Annotated in this window: 18 protein-coding genes; 5 read left to right on the forward strand and 13 right to left on the reverse strand. The window is 41.2% G+C overall.

Features of this window, described 5'->3' with window-relative positions; all coding sequences use genetic code 11:
• Positions 1-509: 509 nt before the first annotated feature.
• Positions 510-659, forward strand: a complete 150-nt coding sequence (locus D0469_RS21270; protein ID WP_158553602.1) for a hypothetical protein — start codon at positions 510-512, stop codon at positions 657-659.
• Positions 660-761: 102 nt separating this feature from the next.
• Here the strand turns inward: D0469_RS21270 and D0469_RS19595 are convergent, their stop codons facing one another.
• The 5 genes from D0469_RS19595 to D0469_RS19615 all read right to left on the reverse strand — a co-directional run bounded on the left by D0469_RS19595 (position 762) and on the right by D0469_RS19615 (position 11,510).
• Complete coding sequence (locus D0469_RS19595; protein WP_117328408.1) at positions 762-2,354, reverse strand: long-chain-fatty-acid--CoA ligase; 1,593 nt, start codon at positions 2,352-2,354, stop codon at positions 762-764.
• Positions 2,355-2,476: 122 nt separating this feature from the next.
• The gene (gene addA / locus D0469_RS19600) at positions 2,477-6,256 is read right to left on the reverse strand and encodes a helicase-exonuclease AddAB subunit AddA (RefSeq protein WP_117328409.1); all 3,780 of its coding nucleotides are present in this window, start codon (positions 6,254-6,256) and stop codon (positions 2,477-2,479) included.
• Entirely contained in the window at positions 6,256-9,744 is a 3,489-nt protein-coding gene (addB, locus tag D0469_RS19605) for a helicase-exonuclease AddAB subunit AddB (RefSeq protein WP_117328410.1), read from the reverse strand. The genes addA and addB overlap by 1 nt, the downstream gene beginning before the upstream one ends.
• 390 nt (positions 9,745-10,134) lie before the next feature.
• Positions 10,135-10,686, reverse strand: a complete 552-nt coding sequence (gene lepB, locus D0469_RS19610) for a signal peptidase I (protein ID WP_117328411.1) — start codon at positions 10,684-10,686, stop codon at positions 10,135-10,137.
• A 212-nt stretch (positions 10,687-10,898) separates the two neighbouring features.
• The gene (locus tag D0469_RS19615; protein ID WP_117328412.1) at positions 10,899-11,510 is read right to left on the reverse strand and encodes a TVP38/TMEM64 family protein; all 612 of its coding nucleotides are present in this window, start codon (positions 11,508-11,510) and stop codon (positions 10,899-10,901) included.
• A 540-nt stretch (positions 11,511-12,050) separates the two neighbouring features.
• Here D0469_RS19615 and D0469_RS19620 point away from each other — a divergent pair.
• Entirely contained in the window at positions 12,051-12,416 is a 366-nt protein-coding gene (locus D0469_RS19620; protein ID WP_117328413.1) for a hypothetical protein, read from the forward strand.
• A 126-nt stretch (positions 12,417-12,542) separates the two neighbouring features.
• Here D0469_RS19620 and D0469_RS19625 read toward each other — a convergent pair whose 3' ends face one another.
• On the reverse strand, positions 12,543-13,073 hold the full coding sequence (locus tag D0469_RS19625; RefSeq protein ID WP_117328414.1) for a competence protein ComK: 531 nt from the start codon (positions 13,071-13,073) through the stop codon (positions 12,543-12,545).
• Between the two features lie 260 nt (positions 13,074-13,333).
• Between D0469_RS19625 and D0469_RS19630 the strand changes: the two genes are divergently transcribed.
• Entirely contained in the window at positions 13,334-13,570 is a 237-nt protein-coding gene (locus tag D0469_RS19630; protein WP_117328415.1) for an IDEAL domain-containing protein, read from the forward strand.
• 75 nt (positions 13,571-13,645) lie between these two features.
• Here the strand turns inward: D0469_RS19630 and D0469_RS19635 are convergent, their stop codons facing one another.
• Both D0469_RS19635 and D0469_RS19640 read right to left on the reverse strand, forming a co-directional pair.
• Positions 13,646-14,485: an STAS domain-containing protein gene (locus D0469_RS19635; protein ID WP_117328416.1), complete on the reverse strand. Its 840-nt coding sequence runs from the start codon at positions 14,483-14,485 to the stop codon at positions 13,646-13,648.
• 102 nt (positions 14,486-14,587) lie between these two features.
• The gene (locus tag D0469_RS19640) at positions 14,588-15,853 is read right to left on the reverse strand and encodes a M48 family metallopeptidase (RefSeq protein ID WP_117328417.1); all 1,266 of its coding nucleotides are present in this window, start codon (positions 15,851-15,853) and stop codon (positions 14,588-14,590) included.
• 223 nt (positions 15,854-16,076) lie between these two features.
• On the opposite strand from D0469_RS19640, the gene D0469_RS19645 reads away from it, so the two are divergent.
• The gene (locus D0469_RS19645) at positions 16,077-16,664 is read left to right on the forward strand and encodes an SCO family protein (RefSeq protein WP_117328418.1); all 588 of its coding nucleotides are present in this window, start codon (positions 16,077-16,079) and stop codon (positions 16,662-16,664) included.
• A 71-nt stretch (positions 16,665-16,735) separates the two neighbouring features.
• Here D0469_RS19645 and D0469_RS19650 read toward each other — a convergent pair whose 3' ends face one another.
• The 5 genes from D0469_RS19650 to D0469_RS19670 form a co-directional block, all read right to left on the reverse strand.
• Positions 16,736-17,047 (reverse strand): AzlD domain-containing protein, encoded by a 312-nt coding sequence (locus tag D0469_RS19650; protein ID WP_117328419.1) that lies wholly within the window; start codon positions 17,045-17,047, stop codon positions 16,736-16,738.
• Complete coding sequence (locus D0469_RS19655) at positions 17,040-17,768, reverse strand: AzlC family ABC transporter permease (RefSeq protein ID WP_117328420.1); 729 nt, start codon at positions 17,766-17,768, stop codon at positions 17,040-17,042. Before D0469_RS19655 ends, D0469_RS19650 begins: the two co-directional genes overlap by 8 nt.
• A gap of 140 nt (positions 17,769-17,908) precedes the next feature.
• Positions 17,909-18,703: an ABC transporter ATP-binding protein gene (locus D0469_RS19660; RefSeq protein WP_117328421.1), complete on the reverse strand. Its 795-nt coding sequence runs from the start codon at positions 18,701-18,703 to the stop codon at positions 17,909-17,911.
• On the reverse strand, positions 18,678-19,703 hold the full coding sequence (locus D0469_RS19665; protein ID WP_117328422.1) for an ABC transporter permease: 1,026 nt from the start codon (positions 19,701-19,703) through the stop codon (positions 18,678-18,680). Before D0469_RS19665 ends, D0469_RS19660 begins: the two co-directional genes overlap by 26 nt.
• Before the next feature lie 42 nt (positions 19,704-19,745).
• Positions 19,746-20,747, reverse strand: coding sequence for an ABC transporter substrate-binding protein (locus D0469_RS19670; protein WP_117328423.1), 1,002 nt, complete (start codon positions 20,745-20,747; stop codon positions 19,746-19,748).
• A 258-nt stretch (positions 20,748-21,005) separates the two neighbouring features.
• Here D0469_RS19670 and D0469_RS19675 point away from each other — a divergent pair, with 258 nt between their 5' ends.
• Positions 21,006-21,635, forward strand: a complete 630-nt coding sequence (locus D0469_RS19675; protein WP_117328424.1) for a nitroreductase family protein — start codon at positions 21,006-21,008, stop codon at positions 21,633-21,635.
• The last annotated feature ends 368 nt before the right edge of the window (positions 21,636-22,003 follow it).

Raw genomic sequence — 22,003 nt, forward strand, 5'->3', positions numbered from 1 at the left:
TGATGAAGCTATCTTCAGTCCAGGTGACCAGCGTTAGTTTTTTATCTCTATAGCCCCAAAAGATAAGCTGTCAAGGATTCTTACCAAAGGAGAGGATTTACGATGAGTAATGTTTATTTCCAATGGAACAAAGAAAATGATGCGGCTATCTTCAGTCCGGGTGACCAGCGTTAGTTTTATCTCTATAGCCCCAAAAGATAAGCTGTCAAGGATTCTTACCAAAGGAGAGGATTTACTATGAGTACGATCTATTTCCAATGGAACAAAGAAAATGATGCGGCTATCTTCAGTCCAGGTGACCAGCGTTAGTTTTTATCTCTAATAGCCCAAAAGATAACCTGTCAAGGATTCTTACCAAAGGAGAGGATTTACGATGAGTACGATCTATTTCCAATGGAACAAAGAAAATGATGAAGCTATCTTCAGTCCGGGTGACCAGCGTTAGTTTTTATCTCTAATAGCCCAAAAGATAAGCTGTCAAGGATTCTTACCAAAGGAGAGGATTTACGATGAGTACGATCTATTTCCAATGGAACAAAGAGAACGACGAAGCTATCTTCAGTCCGGGTGATCAGGATCAGACGAAAATATTATCCTTGGAAGCTTCTCTTCCAACACCTGAATTTGATATATTTGGTACAGTTTTAAATGAACTGTAAAAACAGCCTGCCGATATTTTCATCGGCAGGCTGTTTTATGTGATGCATTAATGCTAACCTATCTAGTAGCGTTAACAATAGTCTACTTTCCTGTTGTCAGGCTTAGTTGACAAACCGTCCTGATTTTCCTTGTATCTTCCAGTATTCGTCACGCAAATGAACCTTTTGGATTTTTCCAGAGGCCGTTTTCGGAAGTTCATCTACAAAAGTAACTCCTGTTACAGCTTTAAAATGCACCAACTTTTCACGTGAAAATGCAATGATATCCTGTTCTGTTAGATCATGTCCTTCCCGCATCACAACATAGGCGTGCGGAGTCTCTCCCCACTTTTCATGTGGAACTGCAATCACTGCTGCTTCCAGTACACCTGGATGCTCATATAAAATTCCTTCCACCTCAATCGAGGAAATGTTTTCACCGCCTGAAATAATGATATCCTTTTTTCTGTCTACAATATCAATGTTTCCATAATGGTCTACAGTTCCCATATCACCGGTATGAAGATAGCCATTTCTGATTGTTTCCATAGTCGCTTCCTCATTCTTCCAGTAACCCTTCATCACCCCATGGCTTCTTACAACGACTTCACCAATTTCCTTTCCATCATGGGCCACCTCATCACCATAATCATTAATAACCTTAACATTACTTCCAACCATCGAATGCCCTGCCTTGGCCTTCATCCTGTATTGATCCTGTATTGGAAGGTGGGACAGGTGCCCATGAATTGTTGACACAAGGCTTAATGGAGCCGATTCTGTCATCCCATATACCTGGATAAACTCCCAGCCCAATTCATTCTCAACTCTTGTCACAAAGGCAGGAGGAGGTGCCGACCCTGCAATAACAACTCTTACCTTTGAATCAATTTCAGGCATATTTTTTTCATAATATTGAAGCAGTGAATTTAAGACGGTTGGAGCCATATGCATAGCAGTCACATCGTGCTTAGCAATTAGGTTAAAAATGGCTTGGGGCGTTGCCTTGCGGAGGAAAATCTGTGCTGCCCCGTTAAGTGTATAATAAAATGGCGCTCCCCAGGCATTTACGTGGAACATAGGCAAAACATGCAAGTAGACATCCCTGTCACTGACCCTTAAATGATGCATTGCTCCAAAGGCATGCAGATAATTATTGCGGTGTGTCAGCATGACACCCTTTGGATTTCCAGTTGTTCCGCTCGTATAAAGCAGGGAACAAATATCATTTTCATCAAGCTCAGCCCTGTTAAACTTTGTTTCCGGCTGAATATCAATCCACTCATCGTAATTGATTTCTTGATTGTCCTTTTCTTTATAGTGAACGATAATGTGCTGGACAGTTGTTAGCCTGTTTTTAATTGGAAGGATGAGGTGATATAGATCTTGATCTACGAGCAGTACCTTGGATTCGCTATGGTTCAGGATAAATAAATAATCTTCCGGCTTGAGCCTTATATTAAGCGGAACCATAATTGCTCCAAGCTGAAAAACCCCATAAAAGCCCTCGAGCATTTCGATTGTATTGCCAGCTAAATAGGCAACGCGTTCCCCTTTTTCAATGCCCAACGCTCGAAGACCATGCGATAGCTTATTCACTCTTTCATTTAACTCCTGATATGTAAAAGAACGTTCGTCACAATAAAGCGCTTTCTTTTTGCCATAAATTGAAACTGCCCTGTCCAAAAAATCAGTCAGCACTAACGGCACATTCATTAACATTCACCTTCCGTTATTTGAATTTTCTTAATTAAACCTATTTTAACATAATTCAGTCTGCAATTAATAGAGACACTCAAAAAAGCGATCCAGAATCATCCTGGATCGCGCTTTTTAAACTATATTTTTAACAGATGTGCACCATCAAAGAAAAACAGATAACGTTCCGTAATTTTCTTCTTTAATATCTCTTCGATGGCTCTTGTATAAAGCTGCATTTGAACTCGATAACGATCTGCAAGGATTTCCTTTGCTCCTTCAAATCCGTTTTGAAAACGCCCGGTTATCGTATCCGTTTTATAGTCGAGCAGCACAATGCCTTGCTCGTCTTCAAAAATGCAGTCAACAATACCCTGAACGATTATAAATTCGTCTCCGCCTTGCCAGTCGCTGTATGCTTCTCTCGCTGCGACAGCCATTGTAAATGGAACCTCTCGCTTGATTTCCTTGGCATTTTGCAATCTCCTGCCAAGATCTGTCGCAAAAAACATACTGATTACTTCTGCATTTACCGCTAGAGCCTGTTCCTTTGTAAGCAGTTCTCGCTTAATTAAATCATGGATAAGCTCCAAAATTGCTACTTCATCTATCGGGTTGCGCAGATCGAGATGCTGCATGATCAAATGCATGATTGTTCCTCGTTCAGCGGGAGTAAGTGACTTTTCCTGCATAAACACCGGACGGGTTAGGATTGGGCGTTTAAACCTCCTCAGTAAATCCGTTGAACTGGCTTCATCCCGCAGCTCTGCATGCCGTTTCAACTCCGAAACGGATTGTTTTGACCGGTGAGCCGAAGCATCAGCATGCTGATAATTCCATTCTAATTGATATTGAATTGTTTCTTTATACTCAGACTCTACAGAAACGGGAAGGGCCTCTTTAACCGCCTGAAGCATAGCTTCCTGCTTTTGTTCCTCTTCAGTCTCAAGCTGTTTTAGTTCATCAGCCGGTATAACTGCCAAGCTCCAGCTGGAAGGATCCCGTAAAACTTCTTCATTTCCTGAATTCATAATATTAGTATCCTGAAGCATTTCACCTGCACTTGTATGCCGGATGATCGATGGACCAATCCAATCCATGTAGCTTTTTGCTCCTGCCCTTATATGGTTTTTTAAGAGCCATTCCTTTTCCTGTAAATGCTGGCTCCAGCCTTCAATACTTTTTTGCGCATCCTTTAATGTACCAATCAAATAAAGTTTTTCTTTCGCTCTGGTAAGGGCTACATAAAGGACTCGCATTTCCTCAGCAATCGATTCAAGCCGTTTTTTCCGTTTGAATGCCAATTGCGGGAGGGATGGATATGTGATTCGCAAATCCGGATTTACATACTTAGCGGCAAATCCATATTCCTTATCTAGCAGATAAGGCTTATTTAAATCCATCATATTAAATTGTTTTGATAATCCGGCGATAATTACCATTGGGAATTCAAGGCCCTTCGAGGAATGAATTGTCATGATCCGGACTACATCCTCCTGTTCACCTAGTGCCCTTGCTGCCCCAAGGTCATCTCCTCTTTGCTGCATTCTTTCAATAAAACGCAGGAAGCGGAATAGGCCCCGGAAAGAACTGGATTCATATTGCCTTGCCCTGTCATACAGCGCCCTTAAATTAGCCTGGCGCTGCTTCCCTCCAGGCATTCCTCCCGCAAAATCATAAAAAAGTGTTTCTCTAAACAGCAGCCAGATCAGCTCTGATAGAGATTCCTGCCGTGAAACTGTCCTCCAGCGTGCCAGCTTTTTGCTGAACGAATCAACCTTGTTATAGAGTTCCGCATCCTCTTCCATGCTGGCTTTCTTGCAAAATACCTCAAGCGCCTCAAAGTAGGTGCCAGAATGATACAGACGGATCTGTGCCATTTCATTCTCGGTCAGTCCCACAATTGGAGAACGGAGGACTGATGCAAGCGGAATATCCTGCTGCGGATTATCAATCACTTTTAGAAGGGAGATCATAATTGCTACTTCCGTTGCCTCGAAATAACCGGAGGAAAGATTGGCATACACAGGTATTCCCTGTTTTTTAAACTCTTCCATAATCGGTGGTGCCCATGGCATGGATCGCAATAGGATAACAATATCCCGGTAGGCTATAGAGCGGTATCTTTTCGTCTTAGAATCGTAAATTGGATGTTTTTCAGCAATTGCCTTTTTGATTATCTTTGCCATCATCCGGGCTTCCAGCTGAGCGTTTTCAAGCTCTTCCGTTTCAAATGCTGATTCAGACGATTCAGTTAAACTATCAGCCCCTGAACTGCTATCCTCCGCTTCCTTTTCCTGCTGAGCATTGTCAATTAAATAAAGTTCAATTGGGTGTGGCTGTTCCTCGGGATAATCGGCACCTTTCTTCAATTCGGCATCCTTGTCATACTCAATTTCACCTACAGTAACCCCCATCAGCTGCCTGAAAAGGAAATTCGTTCCCTCAAGTATTTCTCTTCGGCTTCGGAAATTCTGGTTTAAATCTATACGCAGCCCAGTATCCTCACCGGCTGAAGAAAATCTTCCGTATTTCCCTAAAAATAAATTAGGTTCAGCAAGCCGAAACCGGTATATCGATTGCTTCACATCTCCCACCATAAACAAATTTCCTGTATACTCACCATCAGAGGTAACAAGCTTGAGAATGGACTCCTGTACAAGATTAGTGTCCTGGTATTCGTCCACAAGAACTTCTCTAAACTGGCTGCGATATTCCATCGCGGCTGCCGAGGGAAAGCGCTCCAGCCCATCTGCTTCTGCCGTTAAGATTTGAAGGCAGTAATGCTCCAAATCTGAAAAATCAACCAGATTGTTTTCAGCCTTTACTCTTGAAAATGCCCGATCAAACTGCTTAACTAGCATTACAAGTGTTTCTGCAAAAACCCTCATTTCCCTGATATCCTGCAGATAGCTTTCTGGACTTCTCGAGAAAAGTTCTGCTTTCAAATTCTCCAGTATTTTTTTAGCCTTATTTCTTAGCTTCGTGGCGAAATCCACCAGTTCTTTATCAAAATGTTCTCCGGAGCAACGCTTTGCGGTTGAAAACTTCCAGGATTGCATATGCTGGTACAATGCGTCCCACGATATGCTTCCGGCATCTTTCAGCCGGCTGACAATTTCAAGATCTTCGTTAAAGTTTTCCACCCGCGGGGCAGGGCCCCCAGGCTGTCTCGCTAGTTCCATTGCCTGATTCAATAAATCAGCAGCCGCATCCAGCTGCAGGCTGATATCAAACTTTAAGGATTGAATAAAGGGCAGTGAATCAATAGACATGTCTTCTCCCAATTCATACATGTTAACCAAATCGTCCAGCCATTGATGCGGGTTTGGATGAGACCTTGAAAAATCGTGTAAAGTACGGACCATTGTTTGCAGTGTTTCATCACTTCTATCACTCGAAAATGCATCAACCAGCTTAAAGAAACGTTCATTCTGTTCCTCGCCGTAATGCTCTTCAAACACATCTTCCAGAACCTCGTCCCTCAAAAGCTCCCCTTCGGTCGAATCGGCAATTCTGAAGCCTGGATCGATATCAGTCAGATAATAAAATTTTCTGATTACCTCCAGGCAAAAAGAATGCAAGGTAGAAATAGAAGCTCTATTAATCAGGCTGAGCTGCTTTCTCAAATTCTGGGAATGGGGATTTTCATTTATTGCCGTTTCCAGTGCATCCGCTATCCGGTGGCGCATCTCTGCAGCGGATGCATTTGTAAACGTAACGACAAGCAGCTGGTCAACATCAATTGGATCATCTTGAGAAAGAACTTTTTGAATGATCCGGTTGACGAGCACGGCCGTTTTCCCCGATCCGGCAGCCGCAGCAACCAGAATATCCTGTTCCTTGGCCCAAATCGCCTTCCACTGAGCCTCTGTCCAAGTAAGATTTGCCGGCATCTGCGGTACAGTTGTCTTACTCATTAATTCCCGGCCTCCTTCCTGATTAATTCCAGAATGTCCGACTTTTTTTGGGAAGTCAGTGTTCTGAATTTATTGTCTTCCAATGATTGATCAAATTGGCAAACCGACTTAAAGGAACAGAAAGTGCATGGGATTTTATCCTTCAGCTTGTATGGTGCAATATCGACAATGCCATCCACGATACTGTTTCCCGCAGTATTGTACAATCGGCGGACGTGCTGATTAAGCGAAGCGAATTCCTCTTTGCTTGCAATTTTGCTATTGCTTTTGATCGTGCCATCTTTCTTAAATCCAGCTGGAATAATATTAGAACTTCCTGCCTGGTTTGGATTCAATGTGGCATCCATCATTTGAATCACTTTCGGGTCTCCTAGAATAAGTCCATTCATTTTGAAATCCTTAAAAATCGCATCTTCTATTTGATCAAGCCCAAGCATGCCATTGCTTTTAACAACCGGGTTATGGACATGGAAATAAAGTACTCCCGCAGGGAACGCTTCTTTGCCAATAAGGGCTTGTGAATGGGTAATAATGATATCAAGATACGTAAGCATTTGCAGGGAAAGCCCATAGTAGACTTCACTAACATTCAGTTCTTTCTCGCTGGACTTATAATCAATGACCCTTAAATAAGTGCCATCCTGTTCCTCGGCTTTATCTACTCGGTCGATCCTCCCAATAAGCTCCATTTTCGTTCCATCCTTTAGCTGGAACGAAAGCGGCGGCAGCTTGCCATCCAGTCCAAAATCAAGCTCAAGTCCAATTGGGGCAAAACCGCTTAAACGGGCATGTTCGCTTAAGACAAGGGAGGCACGTGCTATTACATTTTCAAGCTTCCGTTTTAAATAATGATGGCGATTGGTGCTTAACAGAATTTGGTTCTGCAATTTGGGTGCCAGCGTATCGACAGCTGCTTTTGCAAGATGGATGCACTGTTCTTTTGTCAATGAGGACCACGGGATGCTGTTTGCATTAAGGTGTTCTGCAATGACCTTTAGAGCAGCATGGAACATATCACCAATATCCGGAGCATCCAGCCTGAAAATTTTTCGCTCCCTCAGTTTTAAGCCATGGGCGGCAAAATGTGCAAAAGCACAGCTATTGAACATTTCCATTCGTGAGACACTTGCCAAAATATTTTCACCATACAGCTTTTTACTCGTATCATGTTTAAGCTTGTTGGCCCTATTTTGGTAGAACAGGCTTGAAAGGACTCTGTGAGCCATACCTGATACAGCGGGATTTTTTATATACGAATTGTATACGTCCCACCATAAAGGGTGGATTGGATAATTCCTCTTTTTCAATTGAAGCTGCGCGGTTAAATAAGACAATGCTACATCATGGTTCACTGCAAATGAAGCCTGTTCCTCAGGTGACAGATCAGAAGGGTCATTCAGATAAGTGCATTCCTGTTTGTCAGGCAGCACATCTTTTACCCTCTTGATATACGAGGAAGCAAGAAGTGATTTCCCCTCTTCATCTGCGAGCGGAAAAGAAAGGTATAATGCTTGGGAAGCCGTCATAAACGCCTTGTAGGCAGTAAATTCTTCATCCAGCAGTTTTGTTTTTGAACTCGCAGCTACTTCCATTCCCCTGCTGATCAAAAATTCCCTGTCCCCATCGGAAAAAATTCCTTCGGCAGATAATTTCGCAGGCAATACTCCCTCTGTCAATCCAATTACAAAGACAGCCTTCACATCGTCCAAACGCGAAAGATCAAGGTTTGCTACGATTACTTGGTCTATAGCAGGAGGAACTAGTGAAAACTTCATTGTTTCCAATCCGGCCTCCAGTACCGAGGAAAATTTTTGAATAGTAAGCTTTTCCTCACCAAGCATTTCGACAAATTGGTCAAGTAATCCGCAAACTTCATCCCACGCCTGCTCATGCTCCCTCGCGAGCAGCAAATCCCCTGCATCTTCGGCATCCAGCTTGAGTTTCTCCAGTTTTTCAGGAATATGCAATTCTTCGAGGAACACGTATAAAGCTTCACAAAAAGCCCTGCCGTCCACAGCCCGTTTTAACCGTTTCGATAGTCTGATAATCGGTTCTGTAAGCAGGTTCTTCAAGTCGTTTAATTCGTTTTCTATTTCTTTTTCTCTATCGGTTTGAATTCTATCTTCAAACTCAATCCCTCTTATTCTCCTATAGGTCCATCTGTCCTTTGATGTCCATTGGCTTCCTTTTAAGCCTCTGGATAGAACATAGTTTTCCATCCGGTCAACAGCAACCCTTATTTTCCCGTTGCTGCGGGAGATGGGGAAAAGCAGCTCTGTCTTAATGGCCCGGAAAACAGGCTCATAACGCCAGTTAGTCACAAGTATTTCCAGTACAGAACGGATCAGTTCAATTAACGGGTGATTCAGCATTGTCCGTTTGGCATCGATATAATGGGGAATCCGGTAGTCTCTAAAAATTGTCTGGATAATATCATGGTACGCTTCACCATTCCGGAGCAAAATCGCTATATCCTGGAAGCGAAGATTTTGATCTCGTACCAGGTTCAGAATGGAACGGGCTGTTCCTTCAACCTCAGCACGACGGTTAACAGCCTGTGTAACAGTAACTGCAGTCTCACCCCTATATTCGCGAATTGGCCTTACATTGAAATTCTCTTCAAGATGAATAAGTGCTGGCGCTTCAGCGAATCTTAAAGGTATTTCCATGACAAGATCATCGCCAACTTCAACACCAAGCCTTTGTGCTGCTTCGTATATGCTGTAATACGTATTGCCTGTTTGCCTGAAAAGATGGAGGCTGTCAGGCGGCATCTGCCTGAATGGCTTGTCCAGCGTAAGGGCGACCTTAACGCTTTTACAATGTTTCATCAGTTTTTCAACAATTAGCAGTTCCTGTGGAGTAAGGCTATAGAAGCCATCTATATAAACGTCAGCGGACGAAATAAATGTAGAAAAAGGAATTTTTTCACCAAGGAGCCTGAAGTAATCTTCTGAATCAAGATACTTCCCGGCCAGCTCATCTTCAAATGCCTGGTAGATCATTTCAAGATCATGGAGCTTATCCCCAAGTGCTCCTTCATTATCATTATTCCCTAAGAAACTTCTAATCTCTTCCGGTTTAACACAATAGCGCTTGAACTCTGTCAGCATTTCTTCCATCTGTGCAAGAAAGCCCTGCTTTTCAGAGGAACGCGCGAATAATTTCAGATCGTCCTTTTTATCATTCATAATTTTCCGGATCAGCATGCTCACGCCAGTGCTGTCCAGATGAATCCGGTTCATCCCTCCAACTTCCTGAAGCACTTTCCATGCAAGCCGGGTGAAACTGAGTACCTGAGAACGGATCATTCCACTTAATCCCGGTGTTGCAAGTAATTTATGTTCAGATAAAAACGTCATCTGTTCAGGAACAATATAAATGATTGGGTTTCCTGCAGGACTTTCGAATAGGTTTTCACGAATCTCATTAAGAATCGCAGTTGTTTTTCCTGTACCGGACTTTCCTAATAAAAACTGAAGTGCCATCGAGTCGCCCCCCTTTGCAATGTATCTTTTGTTCTATAATTCTATTTCTATCATAACAGAACCTCCCATTAGGTTTCATAATCAAGGAGGGCTTTCCAGAAATTTAAAGAACGTTTGTTCTCATTTACTATTTTAACATTATCCCTTATTATTTGTCGTGTTTTTCTTCATATTATTATGTTTAAAAAAGAAAGACGCAAACACCCTTTGAGGCTAAGCTGGACATTAGTATATGTTCAAACAGGAATTCTTTCTTATTTTACAAAAATAAAAACCCTGTCTACCCTGACAGAGTTTCCGCTTGTTTTCCATAGGGATTTTAAGGATATTCTCGATGAAGTGGCTCACGATAAAAATAAGCAATACTTCTTTTTCAACAAACTCGACTCGTTACATCTCCAGATTAAATTCTCCCAGCGGCCAGTATTTCGCGTCCACTCGTCCAACTACCTTGTCGATCGGTACAAATCCAAAATGTCTGCTGTCAAGGCTAACAAGACGGTTATCCCCCATTACAAATAATTCACCTTCAGGAACAGTTTCCTCGCTTGTCAATTCCTGCAGCGTAAAGTCTCCTGTCATCTTTTGTCCTAGAACTGGGCGTTCAGTCTTTTCCAGATATTCTTCCCGGTATCTATTTCCGTTTATGAATAAATGATCATCGGCATAGGTAATTTTATCTCCGGGCAGCCCTATCACCCTTTTAACATAATCCTCTTTTTTTCGATGAAAAATAATGACGTCGAAACGTTTGATATCAGCCAGCTGATAACTGATTTTATTCACCACAAGCTTATTTCCGCTTTGAAGCGTTGGTTTCATTGAGTCGCCTTCAACTTCATAGCTGGAAAATAAAAACGTACGAATGAAGATAAATAAGACAAATAGTATAATTGCAGTTTTTACCCATTCTCCTACAGGTGTTGTTCGTTTCTGTCCCATTTTTATTTGCCCCCATCATAAGAGGAAGAACGGCTGACTCGAGAGTCCCCCTGTTTTACTTATTCACCGTCCTAAACCCGCATCCTAATGTAAGCTTCCACTAGTTTTCGAAAAATCCGCAGCTTCCAAATGTTTCTTGCGCGTTTTTTTCTGAACGATTTTCACAGAAGAATATATTGAAAATCCCTGACATGAAAAACGCTGACTTTATGTCAGCCTCTCTCTCTTTGACCACTCTTATTCAATCTTACTTCAATTTGTTTCCCAACATACCATAGAACAAAAATTATCAGCAGAACTAAAGCCGTTCTGAGCGGTTTATGAATAAGCGAAAAAATATCATACCCAACAAAGCTAATTGTAAAAATCATAACCATCTTCCCTGCTGTTACAGCGAGAGCGTACTGCAAGGGGCTTATTTTAGAGAGTCCAGCCACTACGTTGACTACAGCTGACGGAGTAAACGGGAAGCAGAGCAATAAAAACAAAGGACCAAAACCATGCCTGTCCACCCATTCCATCAGCTTCCTTACCTGCCTGTTTTTTTGCAGAAAAGAAAGGAGCCTTTGCTGTCCGTACTTTCTCACAATCAAAAAAACAAGAAGGGCTCCTGCCACTGATCCCAGCCAGGATATTAAAAAGCCAATCCACAGCCCAAAAGCATTGGCATTTGCCATTACGAACACAAACAGAGGCAAAAAAGGCAAGAAAGCCTCCAGCAATGGCAATAATATACCTGGGATGGGGCCCAGTGACCGGTACTGCTGAATAATTTCCATTATATTTTCTAGTGTCATCCATTCGCGTATTGCATCAAAATCCATCATGATCTCCTTGACATATTAATAGCATTGTAAGAAAAGCCTGGAGCTAGACATTCAAACTTGTTAAAAAAGTTATACTTTCTTATCTAGTAAGCACAGCGGAAGTCCCCTAACAAATCAACATCGACACCAGTACATTCTCACAAAACGGCTTTGTTTCGCACAATGTACTGCTGCCGAGGATTTCCTGTCCTTGGCGACACCGGCACTAGCACGTCATGTTGCGTCGGGACTTTATTTTCCTGCGGAAAAAATTTTCCGGGCACTGCAGCTAGACATCTGAAATTCTTAAAACAGTTATACTTATTACCCTTTTTAAAAATTGGCCTCCGTTTTATTTTACATGTATCCCCGCCAATTACAAAGCAAGAGATTATATTTTAGTGTTACTAATCCCTTTCCCCTTCGGTTTGCCGATTAATCTATTTCTGAAGTAAATTGGACATTTGCTTTTTTCCTATATAAACAGGTTGCACACTAAGCAAATTTTTATTACGATAGAATAAGAACGTACGTTCTTATTTGAGAGAAGGTTTTTAGATGACACGTATCCCTGAGAAAGACCGGAACATAATTGAACAAGCCATTTATCTGCCCATGGTAATCACAATCCTGAACCGGGACAGGCTAGTTTTTGAGAAAAGTCCGTTCAAATTGCGGCAGCCTTACCTTGACCTTGTAGAAGAAGCCTTAACGGTTGTCCAGAAAGAACTGGCTGAAGCAAGAAGGTACTTAAGGAGTGAGAATATTAAAGTAACCGAAGTAAACCGTGATGAGGCATTTACTATGTTCTCCTTCATCTATCGGGGATATGAAGAGCACCATAACTATTTCAACCCTCGTCTGCGGAATAAAGTGGAGGAATTGCTTGGGTATTACCTAATTAAAAGGCTAAAACATAAATAAGCGTTCCCCGGTGACAGGTACGCTCATGTTTTTACATAATCAATCTATTTTTAGAACATTATTTGGCAGAGTATATATTTTCAACCCCCATCTGTTTACCTAGTCTAAGATAAACTTTTATTTAATTTATGCTTCGGTTTTCTTGCGGTGAAACATATAGAACGATTTTCGCTCCGTCTCAGCGATTCTTTGAACCAAAGTAGTTTTCAAATGCGCTGTCCTCAGCAGCTGGTTTTCAAATGAACTAAAGGAAACAGGAAGGTTAATACTTTTTTGATTTCGGAACGTTATGGATGTTTCTGCCGCCCCACTCCGGCTGTATGAGGAAATATGTTCGTGGGCAAGCCATACACATTGAGGACGTGATGGAGAAATTGTCGGGAAAAAGAAGATAGAACTCGTGGGATCAATTGCTATTGGTGCTTTGTGGGTAATTTTAATAAGCCTTTTCGTTCCTTCTCGTCTGCCCTCATAAGAACTTCCAAAATATTGACAACTTTTCTTAATAATGTCCAAAGGCCTGAAAGGAGAAATGAATTCTTCGTTTAATTCATAGATTCGTGTGTAAGTTTTGCTTCCGTACTGGATGGGCATGAGCAAAAGAGTGTATGGTGTGATTTCATACTCTTCGATCAGGCATTGGTTTTCAGTCGTCATAATTAAACCCCTCTCTAATAACCATGAATTTCCAACATCTTTATCATAACATGCCCCATAGGGGATTTTACTGAATTCACAAAAAATTCAAATTTTCAGTAAAGCTAAATGAATGATATAGAACTGCCCCCATGAGCGCACCAAAGGGAAATCAGCTTAATTTTTTAAAATAAACTAAAAATTAAAAAAATTATAATTATTTGGTTGAATTTCCCCCCCATTATCCATATACTATTTAAAAGGTCTCAGGGGTGAGTTTCATGAAACATGAGAAATCCTATTCTGAATTAACAAAGTCATGTGCAATGAACAAGAAGAAAAGAGAAAATTACATGCAGAATCTGATGATTGATATGATCATTACTGAAGCTTTATTGAAACGAAAGCAACAGAAGCTCGTAAACGAAATAGACCATGCCCTCGACCAGAAAAACAAATCCCTTTTTATGGAATTAACCTGTGAATTAATTCAGGTAAATCAGGCTTTTGGAAGCTAAAATCCTTTAACCTGACGAAAACCGTGTAAAACCCTTGTCAATGATGACAAGGGTTTTTTTCAAGCGCTTTATCATTTAATTATTAATAAGCTGGTTAATTGCCTTCTCTAAAGTTGATGTAAAGGAAACTTTATCAAATGAAAGTCCTAATTGAACTGCTGTCTGAGCAATTTCAGGCCTTAATCCAGACAGGGTGGAATGGACTCCAAGCAAACTTAAACCTTCTATCAATTGAAATATCTGGTGAGCAACCATTGTATCAATCATGACTACTCCAGATAAATCGATAAACAGGTGATTAACCCTCTTTTTTGCACATTGCTGTAAAGTATTTTCAAATAGAAACTTAGCTCTTGCTGTGTCAATGTCGCCTACGAGTGGAAGCAGCGCAGTGTTATGGTTTAAAGATATCACTGGTGCGCTTAATTCCCGAATCATTTCCTGCTGAGCTTCAAGCTGCTGTTGTGACTGCTTAAAATTTTCTTCAGTGAACCATGTTATCACTTGACCGAATAATTTAATTATAGTGCGCATCCATAGATGAATTTCGTCATGTGAATATTTGCCTGGGTGCTGAGAAACGAACTCCTTGATTAAGTCCAAATAATGATCTTGGTTATTGAAAAATTCCTTTAAAATTAAATGTATCGGTGTTCTTAAATGTTCTTGGTCTTTGGCGACAAGTAATACCCACTCTTCAAATGTTTCAAAGAATTTGCATTCATCTTCCAAAAACACCCGGAAGAAGCGCTTATGAAATTCGTGGTTTTGTTTTTTTAAGCCTTCAATCACTATTGGATCGGCGGATGCATATACACCACCACTTTTACTTTTTTCTAGTGACTCGTACCATCGCTCGGTCAGCTGCCAAGAATTATCTGATAAAAACTGATACAATTCTTTATTTCGATGCATTTTTACCCACCATAGCCCTTCGAATATAAAAAATCCCTAATTTGGTATTTTATAATCATTTTAGCAAGAAACATACTAAACGTATATGCCTGTTTAACATATCTATTCTTTTTCCCGATCATACTGCTCGAGAGCGGAAATTCGTTCCAGCATCGTTGGATGGCTGTAGCGGAACAGCTTTACAAGATAAGGGGGGTTCACTTCGCTCAGCCCTGCCCTTGTCAGCTCCTGAAAGGTGCCGATGGCGGATTGACTATCTTGGGTCATTTTTATTGCATAGCTGTCAGCACGTGCTTCTTGATAGCGAGACACAGCATTGGACAGCGGTGCTGATGCAAATGTGAGGATTGAAGCGACCAGCAGGAACAGCGGGAGCGAGCTAATATTTCTCACAGAAGAAACTTGGAGAATACCTCCCCACTTTCGAACCGCATGATCCATAATTTTTGCGATAACCCACAATCCCGCCAAACTTAACAGCAAATATCCCGAAATACCGATATAAATATGTTTTTCAACATAATGGGCCATCTCATGCGCCATAATAAATAAAATTTCATCATCTTCAAGCCGGTTAAGCGTAGTATCCCATAGCACTATTCGTGAATTCGATCCAACACCAGTTACATAAGCATTCAGAGAATTGGTTTTCTCAGCCATATTCACTTCATACACATGGTCAGCCGGAATATCTGCCTTATCCGCCATCTCTAGAATCTTCGTTTCGAGTTTTTTATCTTTCAAGGGATAAAAGTCATTATACAGTGGATCAATCACTACAGGCTGAAGAAACATCATAAAAAATGAAAATGGAACTGACAAAAGCCATGCATAAAGCCACCATCTTTTTTGGCTCTTTTGTATCAGCCAATAAAGAACGGAAACGAGAAGAAAGGTCAATCCGAAGTTCAGCCAAAAATCGGTAATTTGATCCTTCATCCAGGATGAAAATGACTGGGTGGAAATATTATATTCCTTGCTTAAATAGTACCCTATATACTTAAATGGGAAAGCCGCGATTAAAGTTATAATCGAGAGCCAGAAGACATAAATGGCAGTTTGCAATATTCTCGATTTTGAGGAAGCGGCAGCCCATCTTTCAAAGGTCTGGGACAAGCCTCCTAATAACATTAATAAAAGAAAAAGCCACTCAAAAGGTATAGATACAAAGAAAAGGAAGTTTCTGATCCTGGAATATTCCTCACTAAGCATCAGTTCCCTTCCGTTAAGAAATGTTGCCGGATCTGCACTGGTCCCCCTGAAAGCCTCAGGAATGCCGGAATCTCCTCCAAAGTATAGGTAGCAGTACACAGCTATCATAAAGAATAAATAGATGAACACTGCTTGCACACCGATCTTTCTTCTCATCAACTTCTCCTCCTTTCATGGACAGCCCTATTGTATATTGTAGTAATCGAAGTTCAGGTTAGAACATAAAGAGTGTGATAAGACACTAAAAGTTCAAATAATCTTCAATGTTTGTTCTCTTTTCCGGCACCTTCATTACATTTCCTTAAGTTATAGTTAAGATATATTCTCGACATTCATATAGCAAAAATCTTTTCCTTATATTAATCCTTCGAGGTGAAACATGAAAAAGGTATATATTATTTTTTCCGTCCTGCTGGTGATTGGAATTAGTTCAGGCATTTATTATTTTACAGAATACCGGCAATCAAAAATGGTTTTTCCCAAGGAAATTGTTATGGAAACACATAACGGAAAATCCTACTCTTTCAATGATATGCCTCCAAAAGTCCGTTTACTTGAATTCATTTATACAGAATGCCCCGATATTTGCCCAAATACGACTTTTCAAATGAAAAAAGTTAGGGACCATCTGGAAGATAAAGGTAAATTCGGCAATGAAGTTGAATTTTTGACTATTACATTTGATCCAAAAAAAGATACTCAGGATGTCCTAAAAAATTATGCTGAGAACTTTGAAATTGATAAACAGGAGGGTTGGGAGCTTTTGCGCGGAACTGACGGAGATACAAAAAAATTGGCCGACCAGTTTAATTTTCAATACCGTGACCCCGGAACAGGCCAGTTTATCCATACAAGTGCAACCTATTTGGTAGATCAAAATAACCGTGTAATTGAAGTGTTTGGAATGGGTCAAGGAAATTTCGACAAAGATAAAGTATATAAAAGAATCATGAAAGAATTAAACTAGCTTTCTTAAAGAACATATGAAAGACCTTGCCGTCTGGGCAAGATCTTTCTCATAGTTTTACCTTCCAGGTCCTAAAAGGGCATGAAATAAGAATACACACTTAATACTGCGATTGCTCCAAGAACTACAACAATAACATTCGCACCAGTGAATGCAATAATAATTGCAGCTGCAGCCCCGATAATTCCGTAGAGTATATCCTCTTGGATAAACAAGATTCCGGGAAATATCAGTGCTCCAAGTGTAGCAAATGGTATATTTTTCAAAATACCTTGGACAAAAGGAGGCAATTCCTTTCCTTTAAATAGTACAAATGGCAGCATCCTTGGTAAATACGTTACTACAGCCATCCCCAATATCATTATTGCGATTGTACTATTCATGGCCATAGCCTTCTTTCCCTTTTTTGAAATATTCTACCAGCTCGACCAGGATAGCTGATAAAAGGGTTGCCGTAACGATAGCCCATCCCGTCTTCAACATGCCTGAAATAGTGAAAATGCTGTTAAAACAAGCCGCAAGCGCCGCCAAATATATCACCTTCATTGATCCCTTCATTGAAGGGACCAAAAGGCCGATGAACATCGCGTAAAGGGCAACCGACATGCTTTCCTGCAATGTTTTGGGCAGGCTAGCTCCAAACAAGTAACCAAGACCTGAAAACACGACCCAGCTTGAATAGCTGACACTGATCACCCCATACATATAACCGGCTGAGACAGTCCCGTCCTTTGTTGCCGCAACCGAGAAAGTTTCATCCGTTACTCCAAAAGCGTATCCTGCCTTTTTCCACAACCGGTCATCCGTGCTTTTTTCGTTCAAAGCCGTTGACATTAAAAAATGTCGGATATTTAATATAAATGTAGTAAGGACGATTTCAAAAATCCCTGTCCCTGAAGTAAGCAGGCTTAGAGATACGTATTGTGCCGCTCCAGCAAAAACAAAAATGCTCATGGCAACGGTTTCAGCCATTGTCAAACCAGTAGTCTTTGCCAGTAGCCCATATGTAAGTGCAATCGGAAAATATCCAATGGCAATGCTAACACCTGACTGGATGCCCTGCCTGAAATCTGATGTTTGCTTTTCTGTAATGGTGATGGCCATTTCTATTCTCCTCCCAAATGACATATTTTTATTTTCCTAAATTAATCCAAATATTCCAATTACCATTTCATTCGCTTTAAAACTCCACAGAAAAAAGGACCGTGCCATTAAGAAGCCTGGCAAGGTCCGTTATGAATCATTTAAATAAGTACGGCTCTGTCATTGGTCATTTGTTCGCCGCGGATTCGCTGGAACTCTTCAAGAAGCTTTTCAACAGTTAAGGAGGATTTATCCTTGCCTTTTGCATCAAAAATAATCTGTCCTTTGTCCATCATAATTAAAGAATCGCCAAGATCAACAGCCTGCTGCATATTATGAGTAACCATCAGCGTAGTCAGTTTATATTGCTCAACTATTTGCCGAGTCAAATTTGTTATTAATTCTGCCCTTGCTGGATCCAGCGCTGCGGTGTGCTCATCAAGCAGCAATATCTTCGGCTCCGTAAAAGTAGCCATCAATAGGGATAGCGCCTGCCTTTCTCCCCCCGAAAGCATTCCTACCTTTGTGTTTATCCTGTTCTCGAGATTCAGATGAAGAGTCTCAAGGGTTTCTTTAAAGAACGCTCGCCTTTTGCCTGTTACCCCAAAGTAGAGCCCTTTGCGTTTTGTCCTTGTATATGCGATTGCGAGGTTTTCTTCTATTGTCATTTCAGGCGCAGTTCCTGCCATTGGATCCTGGAACACACGTCCAATTACTCTTGAACGAACATGCTCAGGAACAGTGGTCATATTTTGTCCGTCAATTATCACTTCACCTGCGTCAGGAATAAGCCTGCCGGAGATCAAGTTCATTAATGTTGATTTTCCGGCTCCATTGCTCCCAATAACCGTTACAAATTCACCCTTAGCCATCTGAAGATCAATGTTATTGAGTGCCAGTTTCTCATCAGGTGTCCCCTCGTTGAAAACTTTAAAAATCCGATTTAGCTGCAGCAATATTTTCCCCGCCTTTCTCGAAAGAATCTGCCCTCTCAAATGAAAGCTCCTTCAGCCTTTTCTTCTTTCGGCTTCTTTCTTTTTGAGCGGCCGAAATACTCGGGATAATTAAAGCAAATATAACAATTACTGCTGTAATCAGCTTCATGTCCCCTGTTTCAAGAAATTGTACCTGTAAGGCAAGCGTTACAACAATACGATAAATGACCGCACCGCCGATCACAGCAAGTGTAGCTCTAGCGATTGTTTTTGAACCGAAGACAGCTTCACCGATGATGACTGAAGCAAGACCAATCACAATCATTCCGATTCCCATACCCGCATCGCTGAATCCATTATATTGGGCAACCAGCGCACCTGAAAAGGCGACAAGCCCATTTGAAATCCCCAATCCAAGAACCTTCATGGTATTGGTGTTGGCAGAAAAGCTTTTTACCATTGCCGCATTATTTCCAGTGGCACGGAGTACGAGACCAATTTCTGTTTTAAGAAAAGCGTCAATTAATACTTTGATCAGAACAGCAAGCAGAAGCATTGTGATTAAAATGCCCCATGTTTTCGGAATTTCAGTCATTCCGGCAGACGTTAATAGGTTGTTCAATATCCCGTCCAACCCTGAGTTTTGCCAAAATGCAGTAATCTTTGTCATAATTGTTTCTTCCGTCAAAAGCGGGACATTTGATTTTCCCATTATCCGGAGGTTAATGGAATATAAAGCTATCATCATTAATATACCGGAAAGAAGCGGATTCACTTTTCCTTTTGTATGCAGCAGGCCTGTAATCATCCCTGCTGCAAAGCCGGCTAGTAAAGCGGCTGCAGTGGCCACAAGCGGGCTCTGGCCATTAACAATCATAATTGCTGCAACCGATGCCCCTGTTACAAAGCTGCCGTCAACAGTCAAATCGGGAAAATCCAGAATACGGAATGATAAATAAACGCCAAGAGCCATTATGGCATAAATGACACCCGCTTCAACTGAACTGAATATTGCTAACATATATCTCTTCCTCTCCAGTGGAGTTTCCGCGGATTGCTTTCATTATTTTACAATTTCCGCTTCAGACTTCCATTCTTCTTTGATTTCAATGCCCATTTCCTTAGCTGCCTTTTCGTTTATGGAGAGCTTTAATTTTTGAGGATATTGGACAGGCAGATCCTCTGGCTTTTTCCCATCCTGTAAAATCTGTGCAGCCATTTCTCCTGCTTCAAAGCCGATATCATAATAGTCAAAACCATATGCTGCAAACCCGCCTCGCGCAACTGAATCAAGCTCGCCGACAAATAAAGGGATATCCTTATCATTTGCAACGCCAATTACCGACTCAAGAGCGGATACAACCGTATTATCAGTAATGACGTAAAAGGCATCGACTTTTCCTGCAAGTGACTCAGCGGCTTGCTTGACTTCAGCAGAGGTTGACACCGAGGCTTCAGCCAGTTCAATACCCGCTTTCTTCATTTCTTTTTTCACAATTTCCACCTGAGCAACAGAATTCTGCTCTCCGGCATTATAGATTGTTCCTACTTTTTTGGCCTTCATTTGCTTAGCAATGAATTCTACCGTTTTTGGAATTGCGTCAGGATGAGTATCAGTCGTTCCAGTTACATTTCCGCCAGGGGCCTCCATCGATGAAACTAGCTTTGCTCCTAATGGATCAGTTACTGATGTAAAAACAACTGGAATATCCTTTGTTGCATTTAATGCACCAAGAGCACTTGGGGTTGAATTAGCAAAAATCAAATCAACCTTATCTGAGACAAAATTATTTGCAACAGTTTGTGTATTATTCGGATCTCCCGCGATTTGCATATCAAATTCTGCTTTCAAACCCTTTTCTTCCAGGGCCGCCTTAAAACCCTTTGAAGCTGCGTCTAACGAAGGATGTTCAACAATTTGAGTCATCCCGATCTTTATCTCTTTATCCTTTGATGGAGCGTCATTTTTCTCCGTACTGCTTGTATCAGTACTGCCGCAGCCTGCTAACATTATTGCCGCAAGCATGCTGACCGTTGCTGCAGATCCTAGCCATTTCTTTTTCATCTAAATCCCCCGTTCAGTTATCTATAAGTATTTCATTTTTTACTTTTATGCTTTTATGTACTAAATTATAAACATAGTCCTTTTTTATTACAAGATGTTTTTGGATTTTTTCAAAATTTTAAACTATATTAATATATTATTATGGTAATTAATGGAAATAAAACAGTAAAAACAGTAAATTTGACTTCAAAATGTACTAAATAGTAATCTTTAATACGCTACTATCTGTTAGCAATTGCAATCTAGGAGGAACAGAATGTGACTGCATCAAATGACAAAAACATCTTAGAAGTCATCCGCGAAAGAAAATCAGTAAGGGTTTATGACCCTAATTATGAAATACCGAGGGAAGAAATTGAAAAAATGTTAGAGAAAGCTTCCCTTGCACCTTCATCCAGTAATCTGCAGCCTTGGCGTTTTATCGTCATTACAGATCAGGATTCAAAAAAGGAATTAAGAGCGATTGCCAATAACCAGGCACAGGTAGAAACAGCTTCTGCAGTTATCGCAGTGCTTGGCGTGATCGATGCATATAAAGATACGGAAAAAATATACCGAAGCAGTGTCGAAGCCGGCTACATGAATGAAACAAACATGCAGCGCATGGTGGAAAACACGAATAATCTTTATCCCAAGATATCAGAAGAAGCCAGAAGGAATATTGCGCAATTTGACGCAGGCCTTGTTTCTATGCAGCTTATGCTAATTGCAAAGGCGTACGGCTATGATACCGTTCCTATGGGAGGGTTTGACAGGGTGAAATTTGCGGAAAAATTCAACTTACCTGAGGGTATTTACCCGATTGTATTAATTCCGCTCGGAAAAGCAGCTGCACCAGCACATAACACCACTCGATTGCCTGTAAAAGACATTGTCAAATTTATATAGAGTTTGGCCCACATCGTGACAGAGGAATGTCGACTAAGCTCTGGCATGTCCTGTGCCAAACGTCGACGCCAGCACATCCTCACAATGCTGTCGCTTTGTTTTGTGCGATGTATTGCTGACGGAGCATTCCTTGTCCTATCCAAGTCCAGCAAGCATAAGACAATCGCTGACAGAAAGAGCTTTTTCCCTCCGAAGTGATTGACTTATGACCAAGGTTGAGATGTCACTTGATCGCAACACAGGGTTGTGACAGCACTTGGTCACAACATTCGGGGCCGACTAAAAACGCCACGTCCTGTGCGTCGGGGCTTTATTTTCCTACGGAAAAAAAGTTGCTGGGTGCTGGAGCTATACAGCATCTGTGCTTG

The sequence above is a fragment of the Peribacillus saganii genome, assembly GCF_003429095.1.
Classification (GTDB): Bacteria; Bacillota; Bacilli; order Bacillales; family DSM-1321; genus Peribacillus; species Peribacillus saganii.

Bases quoted from the DNA above. Each gene is read 5' to 3' on its own strand.
- D0469_RS21270 (WP_158553602.1), top strand. From the start codon at position 510: ATGAGTACGATCTATTTCCAATGGAACAAAGAGAACGACGAAGCTATC.
- addB (WP_117328410.1), bottom strand. From the start codon at position 9,744: ATGGCACTTCAGTTTTTATTAGGAAAGTCCGGTACAGGAAAAACAACT.
- D0469_RS19595 (WP_117328408.1), bottom strand. From the start codon at position 2,354: ATGAATGTGCCGTTAGTGCTGACTGATTTTTTGGACAGGGCAGTTTCA.
- D0469_RS19635 (WP_117328416.1), bottom strand. From the start codon at position 14,485: ATGCATCGAAATAAAGAATTGTATCAGTTTTTATCAGATAATTCTTGG.
- D0469_RS19640 (WP_117328417.1), bottom strand. From the start codon at position 15,853: ATGAGAAGAAAGATCGGTGTGCAAGCAGTGTTCATCTATTTATTCTTT.
- D0469_RS19650 (WP_117328419.1), bottom strand. From the start codon at position 17,047: ATGAATAGTACAATCGCAATAATGATATTGGGGATGGCTGTAGTAACG.
- lepB (WP_117328411.1), bottom strand. From the start codon at position 10,686: ATGGGACAGAAACGAACAACACCTGTAGGAGAATGGGTAAAAACTGCA.
- D0469_RS19665 (WP_117328422.1), bottom strand. From the start codon at position 19,703: ATGTTAGCAATATTCAGTTCAGTTGAAGCGGGTGTCATTTATGCCATA.
- D0469_RS19645 (WP_117328418.1), top strand. From the start codon at position 16,077: ATGAAAAAGGTATATATTATTTTTTCCGTCCTGCTGGTGATTGGAATT.
- D0469_RS19655 (WP_117328420.1), bottom strand. From the start codon at position 17,768: ATGGCCATCACCATTACAGAAAAGCAAACATCAGATTTCAGGCAGGGC.
- D0469_RS19625 (WP_117328414.1), bottom strand. From the start codon at position 13,073: ATGACGACTGAAAACCAATGCCTGATCGAAGAGTATGAAATCACACCA.
- addA (WP_117328409.1), bottom strand. From the start codon at position 6,256: ATGAGTAAGACAACTGTACCGCAGATGCCGGCAAATCTTACTTGGACA.
- D0469_RS19620 (WP_117328413.1), top strand. From the start codon at position 12,051: ATGACACGTATCCCTGAGAAAGACCGGAACATAATTGAACAAGCCATT.
- D0469_RS19670 (WP_117328423.1), bottom strand. From the start codon at position 20,747: ATGAAAAAGAAATGGCTAGGATCTGCAGCAACGGTCAGCATGCTTGCG.
- D0469_RS19615 (WP_117328412.1), bottom strand. From the start codon at position 11,510: ATGGATTTTGATGCAATACGCGAATGGATGACACTAGAAAATATAATG.
- D0469_RS19630 (WP_117328415.1), top strand. From the start codon at position 13,334: ATGAAACATGAGAAATCCTATTCTGAATTAACAAAGTCATGTGCAATG.